Consider the following 24094-nt stretch of genomic DNA (forward strand, 5'->3'; position numbering starts at 1 on the left):
AGCATCGAACCGAAAAGTGGAATCCGGTTTTCGGACCGATCCGATGCTCCATCAAAGCGTTAGAGCCTCTTTTGTGCGTCTGATAGGTCGCACGGCGCTCCAAGATTAAAATTCGAGCGATCCCCCAAAAGCTTCCCTAAGGCTTCCGGACTATGATCGCGCCATGATCAGGCATCGCGTCCAGGCCGAACACGAGAGCGACGAAGAGGGTGCAGTCTCAGGGCAACTCGAGACGCCTGCTCGACGTCGTATCGTGCCGCCTTCGCTCGACCACGATGAGCTTGAGGCCGCGCGATCGCTTCCGGACCTCACCCCGCATCTTCCCCACGGCCGATCCCATGCGCTGATCTATGCGGCTTTCGCCGCTGTCCTTTTGTTTGCCGGGCTGGCCAGGCTGAGCGGGTCGCCGGATTTCATCAGCATCGGACTGCTGGTGATCGGCCTTGCCGGACTGGCGATATTCGCCTGGCGTTTCCGCGCCGCCAGCAAGGCGATCTCGCTGGTCGGCGAGACAGCCGCCCGCCGCCATGCCGAGGTCGAAATCCTCGCCGACCGGATGTGGGAGCTTCAGGAGCGTGAGGAGCACTTCCACGGCCTGATCGATGCACTTGGCGATCTCGTCGTTCACCGCGACCGCGAAGGACGGATCGTCTATGTCAACAAGGTGTTTGCGGACCTGCTGGCGACCGAACCGCAGGACCTCTGCGGCCGCACGCTGTTTGAGATCGGCGTCGAGGTCGGGGTCGTCCCGGACGCGGCATTCGCCAGTGGCCAGTGCCTGAGTTCGACCGATGTCGTGATCCGGGCACCGGGCAGTCCGCGCTGGTTCTCCTGGATCGAACTCTCGGTGCGCGACAAGGACAGCGGTGTCGTCTCGCACCGGGCGATCGCGCGTGACATCACAGCGCGCAAGCGCGCTGAAACCGCGCTCATCAACGCCCGCGAGCGGGCGGAATACGCCAGCCAGGCCAAATCGCGCTTCCTGGCGACCGTCAGTCACGAGATCCGCACGCCGATGAACGGCATCATGGGCATGGCCAAGCTTTTGGCCGATACCGGCCTGTCGCCGGAACAGCGTACCTATGTCGGCGCCATCTCCACCTCCGCCAGCGCGCTACTGGCGCTGATCGAGGACCTGCTCGACTATTCCAAGATCGAGGCGGGAAGGTTCGAGCCGGAACCGCAGCCGATGTCGCCGCGCGAAATCGGCGACAATGTCGTCGAATTGCTTGCCGCGCGGGCCTTCGGCAAGGGCATCGGCCTCGGCTGTCACGTCGCGCCCGACGTTCCGCAGATGATCACCGCCGATCCCGGCCGGGTTCGCCAAGTGCTGCTCAATCTGATCGGGAACGCGATAAAGTTCACCGATTTCGGAGGCGTTCTGGTGGTGATTTCGAAGGAAGTCGACGGGAAATCCGAAATGATCCGGTTTTCGGTCGCCGATACCGGCCAGGGCCTGCTCAAGAGCGATATGAAGCGCATCTTCGCCGAATTCGAGCAGGCCGATGGAACCTCGACCCGGGCGCATGGCGGGGCGGGGCTGGGTCTGGCCATATCCAAGCGCATCGTCGAATCGATGGGCGGCATGATCGGCGTCGCCAGCGACTACGGAAAGGGTTCCGAGTTTTTCTTCACCATCCCCGCCGCCGAACCAATCGAGGGGGCAAATGTGCGTGGGCGGGTGCTCGCCGGTCGCCGGGCGGTGATCGTGACGCCGAACAGGGTCGAGGCCGAGGCCATCGCGCTTTCCATCCGCGCGCATGGCGGCGCAATCAGCATCGCCGAAAATGTTGCGGCGGCGGTCAAGCTTGCCGAAGGCTGCGATACGCTGCTCATCGACGCCTCGCTGGAAAAGCGTGACGGCCGAACGCTCAAGCAACTGCGCCGCTCGGGCTTTTCCGCCTGCGAGGCGATCACGCTGATTGCGCCGACCGACCGGGGCAGACTCGGCGACTTCAGGAAGAGCGGCTATGCAACGTTCCTGGCCCGGCCGGTGCGCGGCGAAACTCTGCTGCGCGTGCTCCTGACCTCCATGTCGCCGGTTAGCGCGCTCGATCCGTCGAGCCGGCGCGCAACCGTCGAAAGCGCTGGCACGCGTCAGTCCAGACTGTCGGTTCTGGTCGCCGAAGACAATGAGATCAATGCGATGCTGGCACGTGCCTCGCTGGTGAAGGCGGGGCACAGCGTCGATGTCGTCGCAAACGGCAAAGCTGCGGTCGAAGCCGTCACCGACCCGAAGCGGAAGCGACGCTACGACGTTATTCTGATGGACCTGCACATGCCGGTCATGGACGGGCTGGATGCCATAGCGGCCATTCGCCGCCATGAAGAGCAGGAAGAGCTTGCGCCTATTCCGATCATGGTGCTTTCGGCCGACAGCCAGGAAAAGACGCGGCACTCCGTGCTGGCCCACGGCGCGAGCGGCTTCGTTACCAAGCCGATTGACCCCGGAACCCTAGTGGAGGCGGTCGCAAGCCACCTTGCCGCGTGACCGTCGCGTCGGCGCCTGACCGATGAACCACATCGACCGCCCCCTCCTGATCGCCTTGCCATCGGCAAACAGAACCGTTTCAATCTGACCGGGAAACGCTCTAAGGTCATATTCCTGTAGCACTGTTCCTTTATTTCCCGTTTGTGGGATCGTCGCAGGAGAGTCACCCGTGCAGACAGCGTCGCCGCAGCATGATGCCTTCGCCAAACCGCATTGCGGACCAATCGCGACACAGCGCGAGGAGCACGCTTTCCAGTTCGATACGCTCGGCCGGATCGGATCGCTGCAAGTGCGGCTCGCCCGCGATGCCGCCGAAATCGCCGCCGCCCAGGAAGTGCGCTATCAGGTGTTCTACGACGAGCTCGGCGCGCGCCAGGACCTCGTTCAGGGGCCGGAACGTCGCGACGCCGACCGCTTCGATGCCGTCTGCGACCATCTGCTGGTCTTGGACACGGCTCTGCCCGGCCCCGAACACCGCCGGATCGTCGGCACCTACCGCCTGCTCCGGCAGGAGGCGGCGGAAGCCGCCGGTGGCTTCTATTCGGACGACGAATTCGAACTGAAACAGCTTATCGCCCGTCATCCCGGCCGGCGCTTCCTTGAACTTGGCCGTTCCTGCGTGCTGCCGCAATATCGGTCGAAACGCACCATCGAAGTTCTGTGGCAGGGCATATGGGCCTATACGAAACGCCACCAGATCGGCGTCATGGCCGGCTGCGCCTCATTTCACGGAACCGTGCCGGCCGCCCACGCCGAGGCCCTCTCCTATCTGGCTCACCATTGCCGGGTAAAGCCCGCCTACGACGTGCGGGCCGTGGCCGGGCGTTATCGCAGCATGGACCTGATGCCTGCGGAGGCCATCAATCTCAAATCCGCTATCTTGGCGCTGCCGCCGCTGATCAAGGGTTATCTGCGCCTTGGCGCGCGCATCGGCGATGGCTGCGTCGTCGACGAGGATTTCCGCACCATCGACGTCTTCATCGTGCTGCCTGTCGGCGAAATCCAGGCGCGCTATATCAGCTATTACGGCGCCGACGCCCAACGCTTCGCCGCCTGACGGGCCTGACAGACGCATATCTTTGTTGGAGCATCGGATTTTTCCGAAACTCTGCGTCAGTCGGATCCGCGTCTGCCAAGCTGCTCGTAAACGGCGATGCCGGCCGCCAGATCTTCCAAGGCCGCGCCCACCGACTTGAACAGCGTGATCTCATCGGGCGCCTGGCGTCCGGGCTTCTCGCCGCGCGCCAGTTCGTGCAGATCGGCGACGATCGCGTCTGCCTTCAGAACGCCTGATGCCCGCGGCTGAACGATGTCGCCCGCCTCTTTGGTGGCACCGGCGCGCGTATCGACAAAGACGCGGGCGCGTCGGATGGCATCGTCGTCGCTTTCGCGCATGTCGGGCGTAAAGCCGCCGACCAGATCGACATGAGTTCCGGGTCGCAGCAGCGCCCCCTTTATCAGCGGGGTGGTGGAGATGGTGGCGCAGGACACGATGTCGGCCGCGGACAGTTCGGCGTCGAGATCGCCTGCCGCCTCGGCGCCAAACCCTTGCTCCCGTAGTTCGGCGGCAATCTTTTCGGCATTGGCCATGGTGCGGTTCCAGACGCGGATTTCGCTGATCGGCCGCACCGCCGCGTGCGCCCTGGCCAGGAATGGCGCCAGCGCGCCGGCACCGACGACAAGCAGGCGTGACGCGTCCTCGCGCGCCAGATAGGTTGCGGCGAGAGCGGAGGCGCAAGCCGTGCGCCACTGCGTCAGCCGCTGGCCGTCGATCAGCGCCTGCGGCTCGCCGGTTGTGCCGTCGAGAAGCAGGTAAAGCCCCATCACCGCGGGTTTGTCGATGACGTTGTTGTCGGGCGAGACCGTCACGATCTTGACGCCGATATGGCCGCTGCCCGCAACTCCGCCTGAATTGAAATCGCTCCAGGCCGGCATCAGCAGCAGCGTCGAGGCGGCACCAGTCGGCCGCTCGATCGTGTGATGATGGCGCACCGGCTGGACGGCGCCTTCGCGAAACGCCGTCCGCAATGTCTCCACAAGCCCGGGAAATGTCAGTGCCTCATCGACATCGCCCGCGGAGATCATTTGCATCGGAATTCCCCTTTCAATGCCGCGCAAGCTCAATGCTTGGCGGCGGGCAAATTCGCGTTGGAGGGGCCATTCGGCGAGAGCGCGCCTGCCGCCTGCAGGTCCTGGCCGCGCTGGCGGGCGAGCTTGCGATAACGACCCTGCTTGAACCATGTCGCCAGGCTGCCGATGATCATGCCGAGCGCCAGCGCTGCAAACAGCAGGAAAAACAAGGGGAGCTGTACGGTAAGCCCCGGATTGCCAGGGTTGAACGGGTCAAGGGTGAAGACCGCAGGCGCGCGGTTGGCCACGGCCAGCGCGATCAGGATAATGGCGAGCGGCACAAACACCACAATGAGCAGGAAGCGATTGAACATGTCGATTTCCGAAGCAGCCGGGAGGAGGCCGCTTATTTCGCCCCGTTCAGCCGCTCGCGCAATTCCTTGCCGGTCTTGAAGAACGGCACCCATTTCTCCTCGACTTCGACCGAATCGCCGGTGCGCGGATTGCGTCCGGTGCGCGCCGGACGGTTTTTCACCGAGAACGCGCCAAAGCCGCGCAGTTCCACCCGGTTGCCATCAGCCAGCGCGTCGGTGATCTCGTCGAATATTGCGCCGACGATATTTTCCACGTCCCGCAGGAAAAGATGCGGATTGCGTGTGGCAATGATCTGCACAAGTTCGGATTTGATCATGAGCGCGTTCTCCGCCAACGGTTGAACAGAAGGGGTATGCGGATGATTTTATTTCGCTTTTACGCCAGCTCGCCGGATTTTCAAGGGTGCCAGAGCGACACCAGACCGTCAAGGAATAAGCGGTCGGCGCCGATTTCGCGCATGAAATCCGCCCCGGCACGCGGCAGGCCGAGCGCTTGACCAACGGCCTGGGCAAGCGAACTGCCGAGGAAGAGCCCGCCGCTGCCCTTGGCTTTCCACTCCACTACCTTGAGATCGGCGGCCACGCCTTTGGTCTTTACCATCCAGCCGACCGCCTCGTTCTCGCCGCCGAGTTCATCGACCAGCTTCCTTTCGAGCGCCTGGCGGCCGGTGAAGATAGAGCCGTCGGCGAGCGCCATGACTTCGGGTTTCGTCAGAGGCCGGCGCTCTTCCACCAGGTCGACGAACCAGTCATAGCTGTCGAGGATCATCGAGCGGATCATGGCGCGCTCCTCCTCGCTGGTCGGGTTGAACGGCGAAGGCTCAGCCTTCAAGGGCGAGGATTTGATTTCCTCCAACTTGATGCCGAGCTTGTCCATAAGCCCGGTGATGTCGGGAAACTGCACCAGCACGCCGATCGAACCGACGATCGACGACTGGCGCGCGACGATGTGATCGGAAGCCGAGGCAACCATGTAGCCGGCCGAGGCCGCCAGCGTGCCGACCTGCGCCGCCACCGGCTTTTCCGCGGCAAGCCGGCGAACCGCCTCGAATATCGCTTCGCCGCCCGCCGTAGTGCCGCCGGGCGAGTCGATCGCCAGGATCACACCCTTGACGGATGCGGACTGGCGAAGCTTCTCAAGCCGCTCAAGCAGCTCGTCGTCCTCGGTGATGGTGCCTTCGATCTTGACCTTGGCAATATGGTTGGCGGCGGTGACGCCGAGTTCGCCGCCGTAAATCCATGCCGAGGCGACCACTATGCCGACAGCCGCAATGACAATAGCGGCCACGCGCCAGAAGGTGAGCTTGCGCCGCAGATGGCGGCGGTCGATCAGATCGTCGGCTCTCGTGCTCATGCTTGCCTCGCATCGGGGGAACAGCTCGTTTTAGAGCAACTGCCGGGCAAGGGCCACAGCTTTCGCGCCTGCGAGGCTGCTGCCCTTGGGGCAACCGCAACCGGGCTGACTTTTCACCTGTAAGTAACCATATTATGAGAGCACGGAGGACCACAGTCACCGCCAGGCATGGGCGGATCGTACGACGGCCCCAACCATAGGCGGCGTGGTCAGCACGATTGTGGCCGATCGCACGGCGGCGGCATCACGTTAATTTGCAGCGTGGCGTCACAATTGCGTGGTTTTCGATGACTTGATGCGCACAGCACTATGACACGCCCGGCCGGGCTCAGGGAAAAGGCTTCGAGTGGCACCACCGACAGATACGAACAGCGGTCAACCCGCTTCAACACCTGCGGCATCCCAAAGGTTGAGCAGCGCATTCGCGCGCGCCGAGCGGCATTCGAACAGGGTCCGCGTGCTGAAGACCGCGCTGCCGGTGCTCGCAGTCGCCATGGCGGCTGCTTTCTTCGGCTATTCCTATATCGTCACACCCGCGGCGATCTCGGTCACGGCGGAAGGATCGGCCTATTCGGATGGCAAGCTGGTCATGGCCAATCCCAAGCTTGACGGCTTCACCAGCGACGACCGGCCCTACAACATGACGGCCGCACGAGCCATCCAGGACCTTGCCAGCGAATCCGTCATCGAACTCGAGGGCATCGATGCGAAGCTCCCGATCGACGCCGACAACTGGGCGACCGTGATTGCGCCTAAGGGCACTTATGATCGTGACAAGAACACGCTCGACATCACCGACGGCATGACGATCAAAACCGCCGACGGCATGCTGGCGACCTTGGAGTCTGCCCGTCTCGATATCGAAAAGGGCGACATGACAACGACCGATCCGGTCGCTATTCAACTCAAGGGTGCCAAGATCACATCCGATTCGATGACGGTCCTTGAAAATGGCAAGGTAATGATATTCGAGAAGCGGGTACGCATGAATATCGATCCCCAGCGGTTGAAAACCGCGCAAAACGCGAGCGGAGGCCAGGATGTCGTGCAATAGGATGCTTCTGCCGTTGGGCGCGGCTGCCGGACTGGCGATGCTCGCGGCCGCGGCAGGCCAGTCTTTCGCCCAGGAAAGCACGCAAGGGCGACTTTCGGGCTTGAGCCTTTCCGGCAAGGAGCCGATCCAGATCGAAAGCGACAAGCTGGAAGTTCGCGAATCCGAGAACGTGGCGATCTTCACCGGCAATGTCAGCGTGGTGCAGGGCCCGACTCTGCTGAAGTCGGGCAAGATGACCGTGTACTATGCAAAGGACGGCGGCTCGGCCACGACCGGTTCGGCCAATATCGACCGGCTCGAAGTGGACGGCAAGGTTTATGTCAAATCCGAAACGCAGGTCGCGACCGGCGATCGCGGCACGTTCGACATGAAAACCGAGATCCTGGTGCTTTCAGGCAAGGAAGTGGTTCTCTCGGAGGGCGACAACGTGCTGGTCGGCTGCAAGCTCACCGTCCAGATGAAGTCGGGCGAGGCGCAGGTCGATGGCTGCAAGAAGGGCGAGTCCGGCAGCGGCCGGGTCATGATGTCGATCACCCCCGGCTCGACGCCCGAAGCGAAGACACCGTAATGGTTGAGCGCATATCGTTCCTGTCGCGTCTGGGCGGTCGCGCGCGAGCCGCGCCGGCTGCTCCGGCGCTGCGCAAGGACGCTTCGAACTTCAAGGGTACTCTGATAGCGCAGGGGCTGACCAAGGCCTACAAGGGCCGCACGGTCGTGAACGGCGTTTCGCTGGGCGTGCGCGCCGGCGAGGCGGTCGGTCTTCTCGGCCCCAATGGCGCGGGAAAAACCACCTGTTTCTACATGGTCACCGGACTGGTGCCGGTGGACAAGGGCACCATCGAAATCGACGGCTTCAATGTCTCCTTGATGCCGATGTACCGTCGCGCCCGCCTCGGCGTCGGCTATCTGCCCCAGGAAGCATCGATCTTCCGCGGATTGAGCGTCGAGGACAATATCCTCGCGGTGCTCGAGGGCGTCGAGAAGAGCCGCAAGGAACGCGCGCGCAACCTCGATGCGCTGCTGGACGAGTTCCACATCGCCCATCTCAGGAAAGCGCCGTCCATGTCGCTTTCGGGCGGCGAGCGGCGTCGCCTCGAAATCGCCCGCGCGCTCGCCAGCCGGCCGAACTACATGCTCCTCGACGAGCCCTTCGCCGGCGTCGACCCGATCGCCGTCTCCGACATCCAGCAACTGGTGCGCCACCTGACCAAGCGCGGCATCGGCGTGCTGATCACCGACCATAATGTGCGCGAAACGCTCGGTCTCATCGATCGCGCCTATATCATCCATGCCGGCGAAATCCTGAAACATGGCTCCGCGGCCGACATTGTCGGCGATGACGATGTGCGGCGGCTCTATCTGGGCGAAGGCTTTACGCTCTAACATCCAGCCCCGGCCCCTTGACAAGCAAAAGTCAGGCCAGTTTCAATGCCCGGCAGAACCGCAGGCGCTCCCGGCCGCGCGGAACGGGCAAAGTTCACCCATGGCGCTTGCGGCCAAATTGCAGCTCAGGCAATCCCAGTCGCTGGTGATGACGCCGCAGCTCATGCAGTCCATCAAGCTGCTGCAGATGACGCATGTCGAGCTCGAGCGTTTCATCGACGACGAGATCGAGCGCAATCCTCTTCTCGATCGCGCCGAGCCGCGCGACGACGCGGCCGCCGAACGGCGCCGTCAGGATGGTTCCGAACCCATTTCGACAGGCGGCGAGCAACCTGACGCCGACGCGCCCTGGAGCGCGGCCGCCATGTCGGAGAAACTGGATACATCGCTCGAAAACGTCTTCCCGGACGATCCTGGCGTCGTTCAGAGACTCGGACCGGACCTTGCCGCCCAGTGGAAGTCGGTGCGTGGTGCGAATGGCTCGGCGGGCGCCGAAGGCTTCGACATCGACGACATGGCGGCAGCAGCCGTCACGTTGCACGAGCATGTCGGCGAGCAGATCGCCTTTGGTTTGGCTGATGTGGGCGAGCGCATGATTGCCCGCGAACTGGCCGACGGCCTCGATGAGGCCGGCTACATGCGTGCCGATATCGACGAGATGGCCGCGCGCCTGGGAGTGGAGCGCACCGCCGTGCTTCATGTGCTCGGCGTGTGCCAGAGCTTCGATCCGCCGGGGATTTTCGCCCGGGACCTCGCCGAGTGTTTGGCGCTCCAGCTCGCCCGCAACGACAGGCTCGATCCGGCGATGCAAGCGATGATCGACAATCTCGATCTTCTGGCGCGCCGCGATTTTCGGACGCTGAGGGGTCTGTGTGCGGTCGACGAGGAGGATTTGGTCGACATGATGGCGGAAATCCGCCGGCTCGATCCCCGCCCCGGACTGGCCTTCGGTGGCGGCAATGTCGACACCATCGTTGCCGATGTCGAGGTGCGCGCCGCCGCGGACGGAAGCTGGACGGTCGAGCTCAATCCCGAAACGCTGCCGCGGGTGCTTGTCGACCAGGTTTATTTCGCGCAGGTGCAGTGCCGGACAGAGGCGCTGGCAGAGCGGGAATTCCTCGCCGAATGCCTGCAGAGCGCCAATTGGCTGGCGCGCAGCCTGGACCAGCGGGCGAAGACGATCCTCAAGGTCGCCACCGAGATCGTGCGCCAGCAGGACGCCTTTCTCGTGCATGGCATAAGGCATCTGCGCCCGATCAATCTGCGCACCATCGCCGACGCGATCGGCATGCATGAGTCGACCGTCAGCCGTGTGACCGCCAACAAATATATGCTGACGCCGCGCGGCGTGTTCGAGCTGCGCTATTTCTTCACCGCCGCGATTGCCTCGGCTGACGCTGGCGATGCGCACTCATCCGAATCCGTGCGTGACCGCATCCGCCAGCTCATCGACGAGGAAAAGGCCTCGGAGGTATTGTCCGACGACGCAATCGTCGACATGCTGCGCGAAAATGGCGTCGACATTGCCCGCCGCACGGTCGCCAAGTATCGGGAAGCAATGAATATTCCCTCTTCCGTGCAGCGGCGGCGGGAAAAGCGCGCGCTGGCGGCGGCGGCCCGATAATTCACAGGCAGAATCGGCTCTGGCGGCCCTTCATTGACAAGCCCCGGTGAAGTGACTAGAAGCCCGCCGACATGAACGGGCAGTGGCCCGCAGGCAAAATGTTCCGTCTGGAGACGGCTTGTGATCAACCGGAAAGTTAGGACCTGAATTCGGCTGGAAAGCCGCCCTGAACCTTGTGTGCGCCGCCCACGGGTATAAACTCAAGAAAGTTTGAAGTCTGAACAGGGAAGGTCAGTTTTCAGATGAATTTACGTATCTCGGGAAAGCACATGGACATTGGCGATGCGTTCCGCACGCGCATCGAGGGCAGGATCGGAGAAGCGGTCGACAAATATTTCGACGGCGGATTTTCCGGCCACGTGACCGTGGTGAAATCGGGATCGCGCTTCTCGGCCGACTGCATGATCCGGTTGGATACCGGCACCTCCCTTCAGGCGGCCGGCGAAGCACAAGAGCCGACCGCCGCCTTCGACGCGGCCGCCGAGCGCTTCGAAAAGCGCCTGCGGCGCTACAAGCGCAGGCTCAAATCACACAGCCCCGGCGCGGGCAACGGTGCGGCCACCGACATCGCCTACACCGTGATGGCGCCGCTTGCGGAGGACGAAGAGGACCTGCCTGACGATTATGCGCCGGCGATCGTGGCCGAATCGAGCATGACGCTGAAGACCCTTTCGGTGGCTTCCGCGGTGATCGAACTCGACACCAGCGACAATCCGGTGTTCGTCTTCCGCAATGCCGGGAACGACCAGATCAACATCGTCTACAGGAGGCCGGACGGAAATATCGGGTGGATCGACCCTTCGACGACAAAAGTCGCGCAGGGATAGGCAGACCTTCTGACCGAACGCCGACCTGGGGTTTGGCGCGGGCAGAGAAAGGATATTTGGCATGGATCTCAGCGATCTGATCGAGGTGCCGGCAATCATGCCGGCCCTGAAGGCGAATTCCAAGAAACACCTGTTGCAACTCCTGGCTGAGCGGGCAGCCTTGGTGACAGGCATCCCCGAGCGCGAAGTGTTCGACACCATCCTTCAGCGGGAACGGCTGGGATCGACCGGCGTAGGCAACGGAATCGCCATTCCGCATGGCAAGCTTGCGGGCGTCAAGCACATCACCGGCGTGTTCGCACGCCTGGAGACGCCCGTGGAGTTCGAGGCGCTGGACGACCAGCCCGTCGATCTGGTGTTCCTGCTTCTGGCCCCGGAGGGCGCAGGCGCCGACCATCTCAAGGCGCTGTCGCGCATTGCGCGCATCCTTCGCGACGCCGACACGGTTGCCAAGATACGCGGCACGCGCGACGCAGCAGCGATTCATACGCTTCTATCGGATACGCAGGCCTCGCACGCGGCCTGATTTTCAATGGATGAGATTGCGGGGCGGCCAGTGGCCGCCCTTTTTTTTTAGAACTGAATTAGTGGATCGCGACCGGCGTGAGGTCGTTCTCCAGGGCACCTGCCAGCGCGCGGTCGCGCTCGTCCGACAAAAGGATCGGCTGGCCATTGGCGGCAAACAGCGCCCACAGCTTGGTTCCCGGCGCGATCTCAGGCAGACCGGGGAACTTGCCCTTCAACTCGTCGCTACCGATTTCGCGCAGATAAGCCAGCGTGCCCTCGCCAAGATGAGCGAGTTCAGCTTCTGTCAACGCAGGATGCCTGGGGTCGTGATATGTCATCTGAGCCTCCTTTTGCGGGGCGTCCTAGTGACCAACCCGCCGTAGAGCTGTTTGTTCCGGCGAGCGACGATCAGTCTTTCACCGAAATGTTTATTTTTCGTACGAAACGCTCGGGCTCCGGCCGGTCGAGATCGACGGACAGAAGCCCGTTCTTGAGTTCGGCGCCAATCACCCGCATTCCATCCGCCAGTACGAAAGTCCGCTGGAACTGCCGCGCGGCGATGCCGCGATGCAGGAATTCATGTTCGGTGGCGTCGCTTTGCCTGCCCCGCACGACCAGTTGGTTTTCCTCGGTCGTGACCTCCAGATTTTCCTCGCAAAAGCCCGCCACGGCGAGCGTTATGCGCAAGGTTTCGGGCTTGCCCTCGGCACCGCGAATCCGTTCGATATTATAGGGCGGGTAGCTGTCGCCCGATTTCGCGAGGCGCTCGAGCGTTTTTTCCATTGCGTCGAACCCAAGCAGAAGCGGGCTCGAAAAGGGCGTCATGCGACTCATCTTCCATGTCCTCTAAGAGCGACCTGACCGGAAAACCCGGATGGCGTTTTTCCCGTCGATGCTGATATGGTCCGTCGCGCAAACAAGTTCAAGACCGCAACGAAATGCGCGGGGGGAGCGGCCATGGCCGACAAACGCAAGATCATCATCGACACGGATCCGGGGCAGGATGATGCGATCGCCATACTGCTGGCGCTGGCCAGCCCGGAAGTCGACATGCTGGGGATTACCGCGGTTGCCGGCAACGTGCCGTTGCGGCTGACGGAAAAGAACGCACGCAAGATCTGCGAACTGGCAGGGCGGCCGGACATCAAGGTTTATGCCGGGGCAATCCGGCCGCTGCTGCGGACGCTGGTCACCGCCGAGGAGGTGCATGGCGAAAGCGGCCTGAACGGCCCGCAACTGCCAGAACCGACAATGCCGCTGCAAGCGCGGCATGCTGTCGATTTCATCATCGAAACGCTGCTGGAGGAGGAGGCCGGAACGGTGACGCTGTGCCCGCTCGGGCCGCTCACCAATATTGCGCTGGCGCTGATCCGCGAGCCGCGGATTGCCCCGCGCATCCGGGAAATCGTGCTGATGGGCGGCGGCTTTTTCGAGGGCGGCAACGTCACGCCGGCGGCCGAGTTCAACATCCATGTCGATCCGCACGCGGCCGACATCGTGCTGAGGGCCGGAGTGCCAACGGTGATGATGCCGCTCGACGTCACCCATAAGGCGCTGACGACGGCCAGGCGGGTCGCCGCTATCAGGGCACTCGGCAACAGGGTGGGCATCGCCACCGCCGAGATGCTGGAATTCTACGAGCGCTTCGACGAGGAGAAATACGGCACGGATGGCGGGCCGCTGCACGACCCTTGCGTGATCGCCTATCTCATCAAGCCGGACCTCTTCAGGGGCCGGCACTGCAATGTCAGCGTCGAGATCGCCTCGGAACTGACCATGGGAATGACCGTCGTCGACTGGTGGGGCGTGACCAGCCGGGCGAAGAATGCAACCGTGATGCGCCATATCGACGATGACGGGTTCTTCGCCCTTCTGACCGAGCGGCTCGGCCAGCTTTAACTCATGCCTTCACTTGCTCCAGAGCCGCATCGAGCGCGCGCTTGACCGCCTCGACCATCTGGTCGATCTGAGGCTTGGTGATGATCAGCGGTGGGCAGAATGCGAGCGCGTCGCCCATGTTGCGGGAAATGACGCCGTTCTTCAGAAGCAGGCCGTTCGCCAGCCCGCCGAGCCCGCCGACCTGTCCCCAGGGCTCCTTGGTCGCCTTGTCGCCGACGAGTTCGACCGCCGCGATCAGGCCTATGCCGCGCACTTCGCCGACAAGTTCATGCGACGCCAGTTCGCGCAGGCGCTGCTGCATATGGGCACCGACCTCGCGTGCGTTCGCTACCAGGCCGCGCTCCTCGATCAAGCGCAGGTTTTCAAGGGCCACCGCAGCCGCCACCGGATGGCCGCCGGCGGTAAAGCCATGGCCGAAGGTGCCGATGCGGTTGCTTTCGTCGGCCAGCGGCTCGAAAACCCGCTCATTGACCATCACCGCCGAGATCGGCAGGTAGGACGAGGAAAGTTGCTTGGACATCACCATGATGTCGGGCTTCATGCGGAACGTTTCGGAGCCGAACATCTCGCCGGTGCGGCCGAAGCCGCAGATCACTTCGTCGGCTACAAGCAGAATATCGTATCTGGACAGAACCGCCTGGACCTTTTCCCAGTAGCCGGCGGGCGGAACAACGACGCCGCCCGCGCCCATCAAGGGCTCGCCGATGAAGGCGGCGATGGTTTCGGGTCCTTCGGCAAGGATCAGCTTCTCCAGATCGTCTGCAAGCCGGGTCGAGAACTGTTCCTCGCTTTCGCCAGGCAGCGCTTCGCGCCAATAGTGCGGCGAAGAGGTATGCAGGACATTGGCGATCGGCAGGTCGAAGGAGAGATGATTGTTCGGCAGGCCGGTGAGGCTGGCCGAAGCGATGGTCACGCCATGATAGCCGCGCATGCGGCTGATGATCTTCTTGCGCTGCGGCTGCCCCAGTGCATTGGAGCGATACCAGATCATCTTCATGGCCGAATCGTTGGCCTCGGATCCGGAATTTGTGAAGAACACCTTGCTCATCGGCACCGGCGCCATATTGACCAGTTTCTCAGCCAGATCGATCGGCGGCGAATGGGTTTTGTGAGTGAAGGTGTGATAGAAGGGCAGCTTGGCCAATTGCCGAGTGGCCGCATCCACGAGACGCTGTTCCGAAAAGCCAACGGCGACGCTCCACAGGCCGGCCATCGCCTCGATATAGCGATTGCCCGCATTGTCCTCGACGTAGATGCCGTCTCCCTTTTCGATGACCAGCGGGCCGGTCTCCTGGTGGCGCCGCGCGTCGGTATAGGGATGCAGATGGTAACGAATATCGCGGGCTTCGGCGGAGTTGGGATGAGCGTCCATAACGACTTCCTGTATTCGCGCATGATTGCGCAGGCATCAATCGGCGGGAAGAACCAGCGCAGACTATTGCAAACCTGGTAATTTGCTGTTTGCTGCATCATGTTTTTCCCGACACCGCAGTGTCAAGGCGGTACCATAGAAGACCATGGCGACAATCGCGAACCCATGAAAGTGCCGACCGACAATGAACGCCAACTTCCGCTTGCAAGCCACATCCGCGAAGGCGGCAAGGTGATCGCCGAACGGATCGCCGCCTCCAGACGGCATGAAGTGGGCTGATGGAACAGGTCGACTGTATCGTGGCGGGTGCGGGCGTCATCGGCCTGGCGATTGCGCGCGAAGCGGCACGGCGCGGCTGGGAGACGCTCGTTCTGGAAACCGCCGATGCAATCGGCACGGAAACCAGTTCACGCAACTCCGAGGTCATCCATGCCGGGATCTACTATCCGGTGGGTTCGCTCAAGGCCCGACTTTGCGTGGATGGCCGCGACAGGCTCTACCGTTTCGCCGAGGAGCATCATGTCGCTCACTCGCGCTGTGGCAAGCTCATTGTCGCTACAGTGCGCGAGCAGGAACCGACCCTTTCAGCCATCGTCGCCAAGGCTCGCTCATGCGGCGTCGACGATCTCGTCCTGCTGAGTGCCGCGCAAGCGCAAAAACTGGAGCCGGCACTGCGTTGCACGGCGGCGGTCCTGTCGCCCTCGACCGGCATCATCGACAGTCACGGCCTGATGCTCGCCCTCATGGGAGAGGCCGAAGAACATGGCGCCATCATCTGCTGCAACACCAGGATCATATCGGGCCGCATCGAGCCGGATCGCGTGGTCCTGCAGACGCTGGACCGCACCAGCAACAGCCAATATGAAGTTGCGGCGACACGCTTCATCAATGCGGCCGGGCTCGGTGCCAATGCCATCGCAAGCGCGCTCGACGGGTTCGATCAGCGCTTCGTGCCGCTGCTTCGCTATGCAAAGGGCAACTATTTCTCGGTGGCCGGTAGAGCGCCCTTTTCCCGGCTGATCTACCCCATTCCGGAACCCGGCGGCCTGGGGGTCCATCTGACGCTGGACCTCGACGGCAACATGCGCTTCGGTCCCGACGTCGAATGGATCGATTCCGTCGACTACCGGGTCGATCCGCTCCGGGCCGATCATTTTTACGGTGAAATCCGAAAATATTGGCTGCACCTAGCCGACGGCAGCCTGCAGCCTGCCTATTGCGGCATCCGTCCCAAATTGTCGGGGCAAGCTAACGCCGATTTCATGATCCAGGGACCGGAAGTGCACGGGATAAAAGGCGTCGTTAACCTATTCGGCATCGAAAGCCCGGGCCTGACCTCCTGCCTGACGATCGCCGAACATGCCGTAAGCCTGGCGGCGGCCGACCATACCTGAACTGCGCCACCGCCTAAAGCATCGGACCGAAAAGTGGAATCGGTTTTCGGTCCGATGCTCAACCAAAGTGTTAGAGCGTCCTTTGTGCGTCCGATTGGGCGCACGGCGCTCTAGGTCGTGAACTCATAAATCTGGTCGAAATGGTGTGAGCCCTCAGGCCGGCTACAGCGTCGCGAAGGACTTGAAAATGCTCGACATTTCCTGCGCCTTCGCTCCTCGTATCCGGCCAGATGACCTCACACCATTTCGACCAGATTTATGAGTTCACGACCTAACCCCTCACCCAGCGTTCTTGCGCTCCCTCAGCACCTCGTCGGTGCCCTTCACCGGCTTGCATCTGCCGGCGATGGTCGTCGAGACAACCGCGGGAGGATCGCTCGCCGGAAACGAATCCTCCAGCCCTTCCTCCAACTGCTGTTCCAGGGTTTCCGGCTCTTCGGAGCGTCCAGGCGTACGCCGGGTCATGATGTCCTCTGTGGGGCCTTCCCGTTCGGCCATGGGATCCGGCTTTCCGGGCGGCGGGGGCTTTTCAAGATCAGGCATTGGCGAACACCTTTCCGTTTCGAGCTTTATTTCATGATATGGATGATCTTGCGTGTGCCGGGGTCGACGAGGACCGTCTGTCCGTCGACGACTATGTAGCTGTATTGCGTGTCGATATCCGGTGCCTCGACAGCTTGCAGTTCGGTGGTCTCGGGAAGCACCGTGCCCACAGTGACCTGCACATCCCCCGGGAGCTCGATCGGCGCCACTTTCTCCCTCACGACATATTCGCGGATCACCGTCTCCTGCTCGGGGGCAATAATGATATCTTGCGCGAACGCGGTGCTGGCGCTGGCAACAATCAGCAGGCCCGCGGCAAGTTGGATTTTCATGGCTCACTCCGGGGTTCGAGGTTAGCAGGTAACCCCTCCAGGGCCGAAACGTTCCATCGCGCAATCAGCTCGAGCTACGCCAACCGCCCTATCGCGAAAGCTCTTGCAGTTTGGCCTCGTCGACTATGTCGGCCGGACAGCCGGGCGAGATGATGATGGCGCGGACGGCCCGCGGCGCCGGCCGCATGCGGAAATAGCGCTTCAGGCGCCAAACGTAGTGGTCGAGCGTCGTCCTCAAGACCGGCTGCTCGGGATATATGTTTCCGGCAAAGGCGTAGACGAGCTTCTGTCCGGCGGCACTTTGTGCGATGACGGACCGGTGCCAGCCCTGAGGCGAGACATCGGTGACCTCTACCTGGCAGCGATCCATTATTCCGGTTATGGGTGCGCCTGCCTCCCCCTGCCTTACCGCGAACCCCTGCGCGGTCAGAAAGGTGGCGATTTCGCCGTCATTTTCGTGCATGCCGGAACTATATGCTTCCACCGAGCCGGAAAACTTGATCGCCAGGCTGAGCCCCAGAAGCAGGGCAAACGCAAGGCTATACAGGAGCCGGTGCATTTGGCCGCATTCCACCGAAACATATGCCAAGAATCGCCGCGAGTGAGAGCCATCCGGCAAAACTCGCGCCGATCGGACCATGGATCAGCCAATAATAGTCTGGATAAAGGCCGATCAGGCCCATTCTCACGACATTGATGACAATTGCTGCGGCGCACGCCAAAACGCCGATAAAAATCGTGCCTGCCGACCAGCTCAGGTCATAAACCTTGACGAAGAGCACGGCACACAGGATCGCGATCGAGACGTTGCTGAGGGACGAACAGGCCGGCTCGAAGAACAACAGGCCCGATCCGTCGGCAAGGGGCACGGTGTTGGCGGCGCTGTCGGTGCCGACAATCTGGCTGACGAGTGCGGCGTCCACTTCCAACACGATGTTGCTCGTGGCGGCAAGCAGGAGCCGGGCCCAGAACATCGGGATGGTCATGGCCAGGAGAACGGCGCCGGCACGCGCGAAAGCGCGGGACGATTGCCGCGAGATGGAGAGATAAACGGCCAGACCCGAGATAGCCAACCAGCTCAAGGATGGAACCGGTACGAGAAAGGCCACCGACGTCAGGGCCGCCACCGCGAAATCTACGGCTCCGATGGGCTGCGGTTCGGCACGCAGCAGCATCACGATTGCGATGACGGCCGCGCTCCACACGATCACGCTAATGCCGAAAGTGTCGAAAACCGCCAGCACCAGCCCCTGTCCTTCAAGCTGGCTGGCAAGCTTTTCACCGATGCCGTTGGCAAAGCCAACGACGACGAGGGCCGCAAAGAATTGATTTCGGGAAAAAGGCCCGGCATTAATAAAGTGACGCCCCGGAAGCATTTCACTCATCACTTGCGGGCGCGGAGCGATTTCCACGCCCGCTCACGCCTTGTCTGCCCGACAAAGCCATGGCAGCACCGCGCCTACTGCTTGCCCTGGCGCCTCCGGCGACGAATCCAGAAATAGCCGCCGGCTGCGACCACGACCGGCAAGCCCACTCCGGCCACCGACCCGGGTACCGCCAAGGCTTTGGAGCCGCCCTGGCCCCAGCCGAGGCCCGGCGTATCGCCTCTATCCGGGGGCTGTGCCGCCCCGGCAGAAGACAGCGCCAACATGCAGAGCGCCCCCGTACAGACCAGCAGTTTCACCTTGAACATGGCGTCCTCCTCGTCATGTCTAAACGACTAGGATCGCACGATGACGCAGGCTCTCAAACTATGCCTTATTGGTAAGACCCACCCCCAATGAGCGGATACCACATACCCCGTGCCGGCTTCGATGGTCGATTTCGGCGGATTTCAATCGAAGTCGAAAATGTCGCCGAGGAACGATTTCTTTTTCTTACGGTAGGGCTGCTGATAGGATCGATCATGCTGGGGGGCGGCGTGGTGCTCCCTCGGCGGCTCGCGATACGACGTGGCCTCGCTGCCGGACCGATCTATGATCTTGTCAAGCTCGCCGCGATCCAACCAGACGCCCCGGCAACTCGGGCAGTAGTCTATTTCGATCCCTTGGCGCTCGCTCATCACCAGTTCGGATCCATCGATCGGACATTTCATTGTCATCTCCTCGCAGTATTCGACTGAACCTGCCCGTAGATGGAGGGCGGTCGCTCCGCGCACAAGAGGCGCCGCCTTGCGAAACGTGAAAAGCCCGCCACCAGGCGGCGGCGGGCTTCTCATATATCTGGCGCTTTACTGTACGAACAACGTCACAGTGCCATCAGCCTCGATATTGGTGGCAACCACGTTTGAGGCCTGAACCTGCTGCTTGTCGAGTTCCGCCTTCAATGCGGCATTGGCCTCGACGGCAGTCTGCAATTCGGTCACCTGCTCCTTGTTTTCGCTCAAGGCTTTCTCCAGCTCGGCTGCGTCCTCGCCGGCAGCCAGGTCGCTGACGCGGACGATCTTGACCTTCGAAGCATCGGTAATGGTGCCGATCTGCGCGGCGCTGGTCTTGGCCGAGCCGATGGCGGAGACCACATCATCGACGCTGGCGTCGGCCGAGGTACTGCCGGTGGTGCTGGTATCCGGCGTCATGGAACCTCCCGTCGTCGTTCCGCTTTCGGTGCCGGTCATGCCGGAGGCCGGTTTCGTCACATCGTCGGCCAGCGACGGAGCGACAAAACCACCAAGTGCGATCAGCGAAGCGGCGGCAAGCGTAAGGGTGCGTTTCATCTCATTACCTTTCAGTCGGGTCCCTTCCGGCCGAAAACCCACCCGCAAAGCAATGGTTCCTGAGCGAAATAAGGTCATTTCGTGAGTGCTGCCGCGCCGTCGCCACAATGCGCGAAAACTGCACCGGAACCTTCCTCGGCACGTTGCCGTTCCTGAAAGGCTCTGCCCTTTCGATAAGCGCAGGAGACAGCGATGACCGCCATTTGGCTCGGCGCCGTGCTCGTGGTTTGCGGTATCGTCTATCTGGCGATGACGACCATCTATCGCGGCCGCATGAGCGATCCGCAGTCGCCAGCCGCTGACGTCACCACACTGGAACCCGCGCGGCGCGGATTGCGTTTTTTCGGCATCAAAGCGAACTGGCCGGGTCTTTTCCTTATCGTGATCGGCGCAATCGTATTTTTGCTCGGGGCTTTGACCTATTCGCCATCCTGAGCCTGGAATATCCGGCCGAAACCAACGATCACCGGACTGTCCATGACAATGTCCACCGCACTCCAGACGCTCAATCTCTTGCTTGTTGCCCTGTTCATGGTGACGACTTTGGCGCACGCCCTGGAGATGCCAGGAAAGATGCGCCTGTCCAAAGACATCTATTTCGCCGCGCAGCGGATTTACTATCCGGGCTTTACGATCGCGGGCATCGCGGAACCTGTCGCCATGCTGACGCTCCTGGCTCAAGCTTATCTTCTACAGGAAACGCCCGTCTTCTGGCCATCGCTCGCAGCGCTGTTCGCTCTGATTGTCGCACACGCCATTTACTGGGTCGTCACCCATCCGGTGAACAAATTCTGGCTCGAAGAGGCCAATCTGAGTCGCGCTGGCCAGACCTTCTTCGAAACCGCGTCCCCCGCTACAGGGGACGGGATCGACTGGCAACAAATGCGCAGTCGATGGGAATACTCGCATGTGGCACGCGCGGTGCTCGCTGTTTTTGCTTTCCTGATCCTCGCCTTGACAAGAGTGCCTTAGCGCGCCCTAGGGCGCTGCTCGGCGACGGCATTTCGAATGCCGCTTAATCCCTCCTTAAATCGCCGTATTTACTGTCCAATCGAGCCTCTCGAAGGACGAAACCGACAGCGGACCGCATGGCCAGGAAAAGCACGACGCGCATCGAACCGACGTTCGACGGACCGGCGGAACCCCGCGGTTCGGATGGCTGGTCCGTCAGCGGGGACGATCGCGTGGTGCCGACGGCACGCAAGCAGCCGTCACGGGCAAAACGCAACCGCGAGATGCCCGAGAAGCTTGAACCCGCACGCCGGCGCGCACGAAAGAAGCCGCGCCGCGGCCTGTTTCGCGGACTGGGGCGGCTTTTCTACTGGGCTTTCGTGCTGGCGATCTGGGCCGGCATCGCGGCCGCCGGCATCGTCGTCTACTACGGTGCGCAGATGCCTTCGGCCACGACCTGGGCCATTCCCGACCGTCCGCCCAACGTCAAGATCGTTTCGGCGGACGGCCAGCTCCTGGCCAATCGCGGCATGACGGGCGGCGAGGCGGTGGGGCTGCACGAAATGTCGCCCTACATCCCGCAGGCGGTGATGGCCATCGAGGACCGGCGCTTCTATTCGCATTTCGGCATCGACCCGATCGGCCTGGCACGCGCCATGCTCGAGAACCTGACCAGCGGCCGTTTTTCGCAAGGCGGCTCGACGCTGACGCAGCAGCTCGCCAAGAACCTGTTCCTCAAGCCGGAGCGCACCATCGAACGCAAGGTGCAGGAAGTGCTGCTGGCGCTGTGGCTGGAACAGAAGCACACCAAGGACCAGATCCTCGAAATGTACCTCAACCGGGTTTATTTCGGTTCCGGTTCCTATGGAGTGGACGCCGCGGCGCGGCGCTATTTCGGCAAGTCCTCGCGTGACGTGACGCTGTCGGAAGCGGCCCTTCTCGCCGGTCTCCTCAAGGCGCCGTCGCGGCTGTCGCCGGCGCGCGATCCCAAGGCCGCCGAAGCACGAGCGCAACTGGTGCTGGCTGCCATGCGTCAGGAAAAGATGATCGGCGACGACGAACTGAAAACGGCGATGAGCGCACCGGCAACGCGTGCCGCAGCCTATTGGACCGGCTCCGAACATTACGCGGCCGACCGCATCATGGAGGAACTGCCGGCCCTGATCGGCGACGTGCGCGGCGATATCATCGTCGACGCCACCATCGATCTGACCCTGCAGGAGCTTGCCGAAGCTTCCATCCGGCGCCTGGTCGACGCCAACGGAAAAAAGCTGAACGTCAGCCAGGGCGCGCTGGTGTCGATCGACAATTCCGGCGCGGTGCGCGCCATGGTCGGCGGTTACGACTACGCCAACAGCCAGTTCGACCGGGCTTCGGAAGCGCGGCGCCAGCCCGGTTCGGCGTTCAAGCCGTTCGTCTATCTGGCAGCCCTCGAACAAGGGCGGACCCCCGACAGCGTGCGCAACGATGCGCCGGTGCGGATCGGCAAATGGACGCCGGAAAACTACAACGGCAAATATTATGGCCGCGTCACGCTGGCCACGGCTCTGGCGAAATCGCTGAACTCGGTCGCGGCCCAGCTCACCATGGAGGTAGGGCCGGATGCCGTCATCGAGGTGGCGCATCGCATGGGCATCGATTCGCCGCTGCAGGCCAATACGTCGATCGCGCTCGGCACGTCGGAAGTCACGCCGCTCGAACTGGCGGCAGCCTATGTGCCGTTCGCCAATGGTGGCTACCGGCCCGAAATCCACTTCGTCCAGCGGGTGACGACGACCGCCGGCGAAGTGCTCTATGAGAATGCCGGCAATGCCGCGCCGCGCGTCATCCGTCCCGAAGTCGTAGGCATGATGAACGCGATGATGACCGGCACAGTCGAAACCGGCACGGCGCGCAAGGCGGCGTTTGCCTGGCCTGCCGCCGGCAAGACCGGCACCAGTCAGAATTCGCGTGACGCCTGGTTCGTCGGCTATACGGCCAATCTGACCACCGGCGTCTGGTTCGGCAATGATAATGGCAAGCCGATGAAGAACGTTACTGGCGGCGTGTTGCCGGCCCAGGCCTGGCATGAGTTCATGGTCGCGGCGCATGAGGGCGTTCCGGTCGCGCCGCTGCCCGGCACCTGGAAATCCACCCCTGCGGCCGAACCATTCGAGCCGGAGGCCGTGCCGATGGCCGACGGCGAACTGCCGCCGCCTGCCATCGACGAAGCGCGCTCGGATGTGCCTGTCGAGCAATCCGGCGGTTTTCTGCCCGCACCCCAGGAGCAGCCGACGGCATCCATCGGACGGCCGGTGCCGCCGGCCGATGTCGGCGGCCCAACCATGACGCGAGCCACCTCCATCCTCGACGTGATCATGGGCAACTGACGCGCCGCTGCGGCTACGCGCCCCTCGCCAGCGCACCGCCCATCCGCTACATACGGCAGTGGAGATCGAATCATGGCTGCCAAAGACACGCGGAAGACCATCGTCCTGACCGGCGCCAGCCGGGGAATCGGCCATGCAACCGTCAAGCGGTTTTCGACCGAGGGGTGGCGCGTCATCACCTGTTCGCGCCAGGCCTTCGCGGAAAATTGCCCATGGCCGGCCGGTCCCGAAGACCATATCAAGGTCGATCTGGCCGATCAGGAGGACGTCGGCGTCGCGGTCGCCGAAATTCGCCATCGCCTCGAAGCCAATGGCGGCCAGCTTCATGCGCTGGTCAACAATGCAGGCATCTCGCCCAAGCTGCCGACCGGCGCGCGGATGAATTCAATCGACACGCCAATGCATGTCTGGCGCGATGTCTTCCAGGTGAATTTCTTCGCGCCGATCATGCTGGCGCGCGGCCTGTTCAAGGAGTTGGCGGCGGGGCAAGGCTCGATCGTCAACGTCACCTCGATTGCCGGGACCCGCGTCCACCCGTTCGCCGGCACCTCCTATGCGACGTCGAAGGCGGCGCTCGGCTCGCTGACCCGCGAGATGGCGCATGACTTCGGGCCGCATGGCATCCGCGTCAACGCGATCGCGCCGGGAGAGATCGAGACCGCGATCCTGTCGCCCGGAACCGAGAAAATGGCGGAAACACTACCGCTGCGGCGGCTGGGGGCAACCTCGGAAGTGGCCGACATCATCTTCTTCCTGTGCTCCAACCAGGCGTCCTATGTGACCGGCTCGGAAATCCACATAAATGGCGGCCAGCACGTCTGAGAGCCGCGGACATCC

The 24094-nt window shown here is 62.5% G+C and carries 28 protein-coding genes; 14 read left to right on the top strand and 14 right to left on the bottom strand.

Annotation, left to right across the window (positions count from 1 at the left end):
* Positions 1–163: 163 nt before the first annotated feature.
* Complete coding sequence (locus tag ACLKMW_RS15290; protein WP_415725328.1) at positions 164–2491, top strand: response regulator; 2328 nt, start codon at positions 164–166, stop codon at positions 2489–2491.
* Between the two features lie 223 nt (positions 2492–2714).
* Complete coding sequence (gene olsB, locus ACLKMW_RS15295; protein WP_415725379.1) at positions 2715–3548, top strand: l-ornithine N(alpha)-acyltransferase; 834 nt, start codon at positions 2715–2717, stop codon at positions 3546–3548.
* Between the two features lie 56 nt (positions 3549–3604).
* Here the strand turns inward: olsB and lhpI are convergent, their stop codons facing one another.
* From lhpI to sppA, 4 genes are all read right to left on the bottom strand, one after another.
* A complete protein-coding gene (lhpI, locus tag ACLKMW_RS15300; protein WP_415725329.1) occupies positions 3605–4582 on the bottom strand; it encodes a bifunctional Delta(1)-pyrroline-2-carboxylate/Delta(1)-piperideine-2-carboxylate reductase in 978 nt (325 codons plus the stop codon).
* Positions 4583–4611: 29 nt separating this feature from the next.
* On the bottom strand, positions 4612–4935 hold the full coding sequence (locus ACLKMW_RS15305; RefSeq protein WP_415725330.1) for a lipopolysaccharide assembly protein LapA domain-containing protein: 324 nt from the start codon (positions 4933–4935) through the stop codon (positions 4612–4614).
* Between the two features lie 32 nt (positions 4936–4967).
* Positions 4968–5252, bottom strand: coding sequence for an integration host factor subunit beta (locus tag ACLKMW_RS15310; RefSeq protein ID WP_415725331.1), 285 nt, complete (start codon positions 5250–5252; stop codon positions 4968–4970).
* 80 nt (positions 5253–5332) lie between these two features.
* Entirely contained in the window at positions 5333–6289 is a 957-nt protein-coding gene (sppA, locus tag ACLKMW_RS15315) for a signal peptide peptidase SppA (protein WP_415725332.1), read from the bottom strand.
* Positions 6290–6698: 409 nt separating this feature from the next.
* Between sppA and lptC the strand changes: the two genes are divergently transcribed.
* From lptC to ptsN, 6 genes are all read left to right on the top strand, one after another.
* On the top strand, positions 6699–7343 hold the full coding sequence (gene lptC / locus ACLKMW_RS15320; RefSeq protein WP_415725333.1) for an LPS export ABC transporter periplasmic protein LptC: 645 nt from the start codon (positions 6699–6701) through the stop codon (positions 7341–7343).
* 1 nt (position 7344) lies between these two features.
* Positions 7345–7911, top strand: a complete 567-nt coding sequence (locus ACLKMW_RS15325) for an LptA/OstA family protein (protein WP_415725334.1) — start codon at positions 7345–7347, stop codon at positions 7909–7911.
* Positions 7911–8726: an LPS export ABC transporter ATP-binding protein gene (gene lptB, locus ACLKMW_RS15330; protein ID WP_415725335.1), complete on the top strand. Its 816-nt coding sequence runs from the start codon at positions 7911–7913 to the stop codon at positions 8724–8726. The genes ACLKMW_RS15325 and lptB overlap by 1 nt, the downstream gene beginning before the upstream one ends.
* Positions 8727–8826: 100 nt before the next feature.
* Positions 8827–10350 (top strand): RNA polymerase factor sigma-54, encoded by a 1524-nt coding sequence (gene rpoN, locus ACLKMW_RS15335; protein WP_415725336.1) that lies wholly within the window; start codon positions 8827–8829, stop codon positions 10348–10350.
* Between the two features lie 242 nt (positions 10351–10592).
* Positions 10593–11177 carry a ribosome hibernation-promoting factor, HPF/YfiA family gene (gene hpf, locus ACLKMW_RS15340; protein WP_415725337.1) on the top strand — a complete coding sequence of 195 codons (585 nt, stop codon included), beginning with the start codon at positions 10593–10595 and terminating at the stop codon, positions 11175–11177.
* A gap of 61 nt (positions 11178–11238) precedes the next feature.
* Positions 11239–11703, top strand: a complete 465-nt coding sequence (gene ptsN / locus ACLKMW_RS15345) for a PTS IIA-like nitrogen regulatory protein PtsN (RefSeq protein WP_415725338.1) — start codon at positions 11239–11241, stop codon at positions 11701–11703.
* A 58-nt stretch (positions 11704–11761) separates the two neighbouring features.
* Here the strand turns inward: ptsN and ACLKMW_RS15350 are convergent, their stop codons facing one another.
* Together ACLKMW_RS15350 and ACLKMW_RS15355 are read right to left on the bottom strand one after the other, a co-directional pair.
* Complete coding sequence (locus ACLKMW_RS15350) at positions 11762–12022, bottom strand: BQ00720 family protein (RefSeq protein WP_415725339.1); 261 nt, start codon at positions 12020–12022, stop codon at positions 11762–11764.
* Between the two features lie 70 nt (positions 12023–12092).
* Entirely contained in the window at positions 12093–12518 is a 426-nt protein-coding gene (locus tag ACLKMW_RS15355) for an Hsp20 family protein (protein ID WP_415725341.1), read from the bottom strand.
* Between the two features lie 123 nt (positions 12519–12641).
* Here ACLKMW_RS15355 and ACLKMW_RS15360 point away from each other — a divergent pair, with 123 nt between their 5' ends.
* Positions 12642–13583: a nucleoside hydrolase gene (locus tag ACLKMW_RS15360; RefSeq protein WP_415725342.1), complete on the top strand. Its 942-nt coding sequence runs from the start codon at positions 12642–12644 to the stop codon at positions 13581–13583.
* 1 nt (position 13584) lies between these two features.
* Here the strand turns inward: ACLKMW_RS15360 and ACLKMW_RS15365 are convergent, their stop codons facing one another.
* A complete protein-coding gene (locus ACLKMW_RS15365) occupies positions 13585–14955 on the bottom strand; it encodes an aspartate aminotransferase family protein (RefSeq protein WP_415725343.1) in 1371 nt (456 codons plus the stop codon).
* Positions 14956–15233: 278 nt separating this feature from the next.
* Here ACLKMW_RS15365 and ACLKMW_RS15370 point away from each other — a divergent pair, with 278 nt between their 5' ends.
* Positions 15234–16349, top strand: a complete 1116-nt coding sequence (locus tag ACLKMW_RS15370) for an NAD(P)/FAD-dependent oxidoreductase (RefSeq protein WP_415725344.1) — start codon at positions 15234–15236, stop codon at positions 16347–16349.
* A 279-nt stretch (positions 16350–16628) separates the two neighbouring features.
* On the opposite strand, the gene ACLKMW_RS15375 is transcribed toward ACLKMW_RS15370, so the two are convergent.
* The 7 genes from ACLKMW_RS15375 to ACLKMW_RS15405 form a co-directional block, all read right to left on the bottom strand.
* Positions 16629–16892 (bottom strand): hypothetical protein, encoded by a 264-nt coding sequence (locus tag ACLKMW_RS15375; protein ID WP_415725345.1) that lies wholly within the window; start codon positions 16890–16892, stop codon positions 16629–16631.
* A 26-nt stretch (positions 16893–16918) separates the two neighbouring features.
* Positions 16919–17224 carry a DUF1236 domain-containing protein gene (locus ACLKMW_RS15380; RefSeq protein ID WP_415725346.1) on the bottom strand — a complete coding sequence of 102 codons (306 nt, stop codon included), beginning with the start codon at positions 17222–17224 and terminating at the stop codon, positions 16919–16921.
* A gap of 88 nt (positions 17225–17312) precedes the next feature.
* On the bottom strand, positions 17313–17783 hold the full coding sequence (locus tag ACLKMW_RS15385; RefSeq protein WP_415725347.1) for a hypothetical protein: 471 nt from the start codon (positions 17781–17783) through the stop codon (positions 17313–17315).
* The gene (locus tag ACLKMW_RS15390; protein ID WP_415725348.1) at positions 17764–18609 is read right to left on the bottom strand and encodes a hypothetical protein; all 846 of its coding nucleotides are present in this window, start codon (positions 18607–18609) and stop codon (positions 17764–17766) included. Before ACLKMW_RS15390 ends, ACLKMW_RS15385 begins: the two co-directional genes overlap by 20 nt.
* 74 nt (positions 18610–18683) lie before the next feature.
* Complete coding sequence (locus ACLKMW_RS15395; protein WP_415725349.1) at positions 18684–18917, bottom strand: hypothetical protein; 234 nt, start codon at positions 18915–18917, stop codon at positions 18684–18686.
* Positions 18918–19058: 141 nt separating this feature from the next.
* Complete coding sequence (locus ACLKMW_RS15400; protein ID WP_415725350.1) at positions 19059–19319, bottom strand: TFIIB-type zinc ribbon-containing protein; 261 nt, start codon at positions 19317–19319, stop codon at positions 19059–19061.
* Positions 19320–19454: 135 nt separating this feature from the next.
* Positions 19455–19937, bottom strand: a complete 483-nt coding sequence (locus ACLKMW_RS15405; RefSeq protein WP_415725351.1) for a hypothetical protein — start codon at positions 19935–19937, stop codon at positions 19455–19457.
* Between the two features lie 192 nt (positions 19938–20129).
* Here ACLKMW_RS15405 and ACLKMW_RS15410 point away from each other — a divergent pair, with 192 nt between their 5' ends.
* From ACLKMW_RS15410 to ACLKMW_RS15425, 4 genes are all read left to right on the top strand, one after another.
* Positions 20130–20372 carry a hypothetical protein gene (locus ACLKMW_RS15410; RefSeq protein ID WP_415725352.1) on the top strand — a complete coding sequence of 81 codons (243 nt, stop codon included), beginning with the start codon at positions 20130–20132 and terminating at the stop codon, positions 20370–20372.
* Between the two features lie 48 nt (positions 20373–20420).
* Positions 20421–20909: an anthrone oxygenase family protein gene (locus tag ACLKMW_RS15415; RefSeq protein ID WP_415725353.1), complete on the top strand. Its 489-nt coding sequence runs from the start codon at positions 20421–20423 to the stop codon at positions 20907–20909.
* Between the two features lie 116 nt (positions 20910–21025).
* Positions 21026–23257, top strand: coding sequence for a transglycosylase domain-containing protein (locus tag ACLKMW_RS15420; protein WP_415725354.1), 2232 nt, complete (start codon positions 21026–21028; stop codon positions 23255–23257).
* Positions 23258–23329: 72 nt separating this feature from the next.
* Positions 23330–24079: an SDR family NAD(P)-dependent oxidoreductase gene (locus ACLKMW_RS15425; protein ID WP_415725355.1), complete on the top strand. Its 750-nt coding sequence runs from the start codon at positions 23330–23332 to the stop codon at positions 24077–24079.
* Positions 24080–24094: the final 15 nt, after the last annotated feature.

The sequence above is a fragment of the Borborobacter xinjiangensis genome (assembly GCF_047739745.1).
Taxonomy (GTDB): Bacteria; Pseudomonadota; Alphaproteobacteria; order Rhizobiales; family Rhizobiaceae; genus Pseudaminobacter.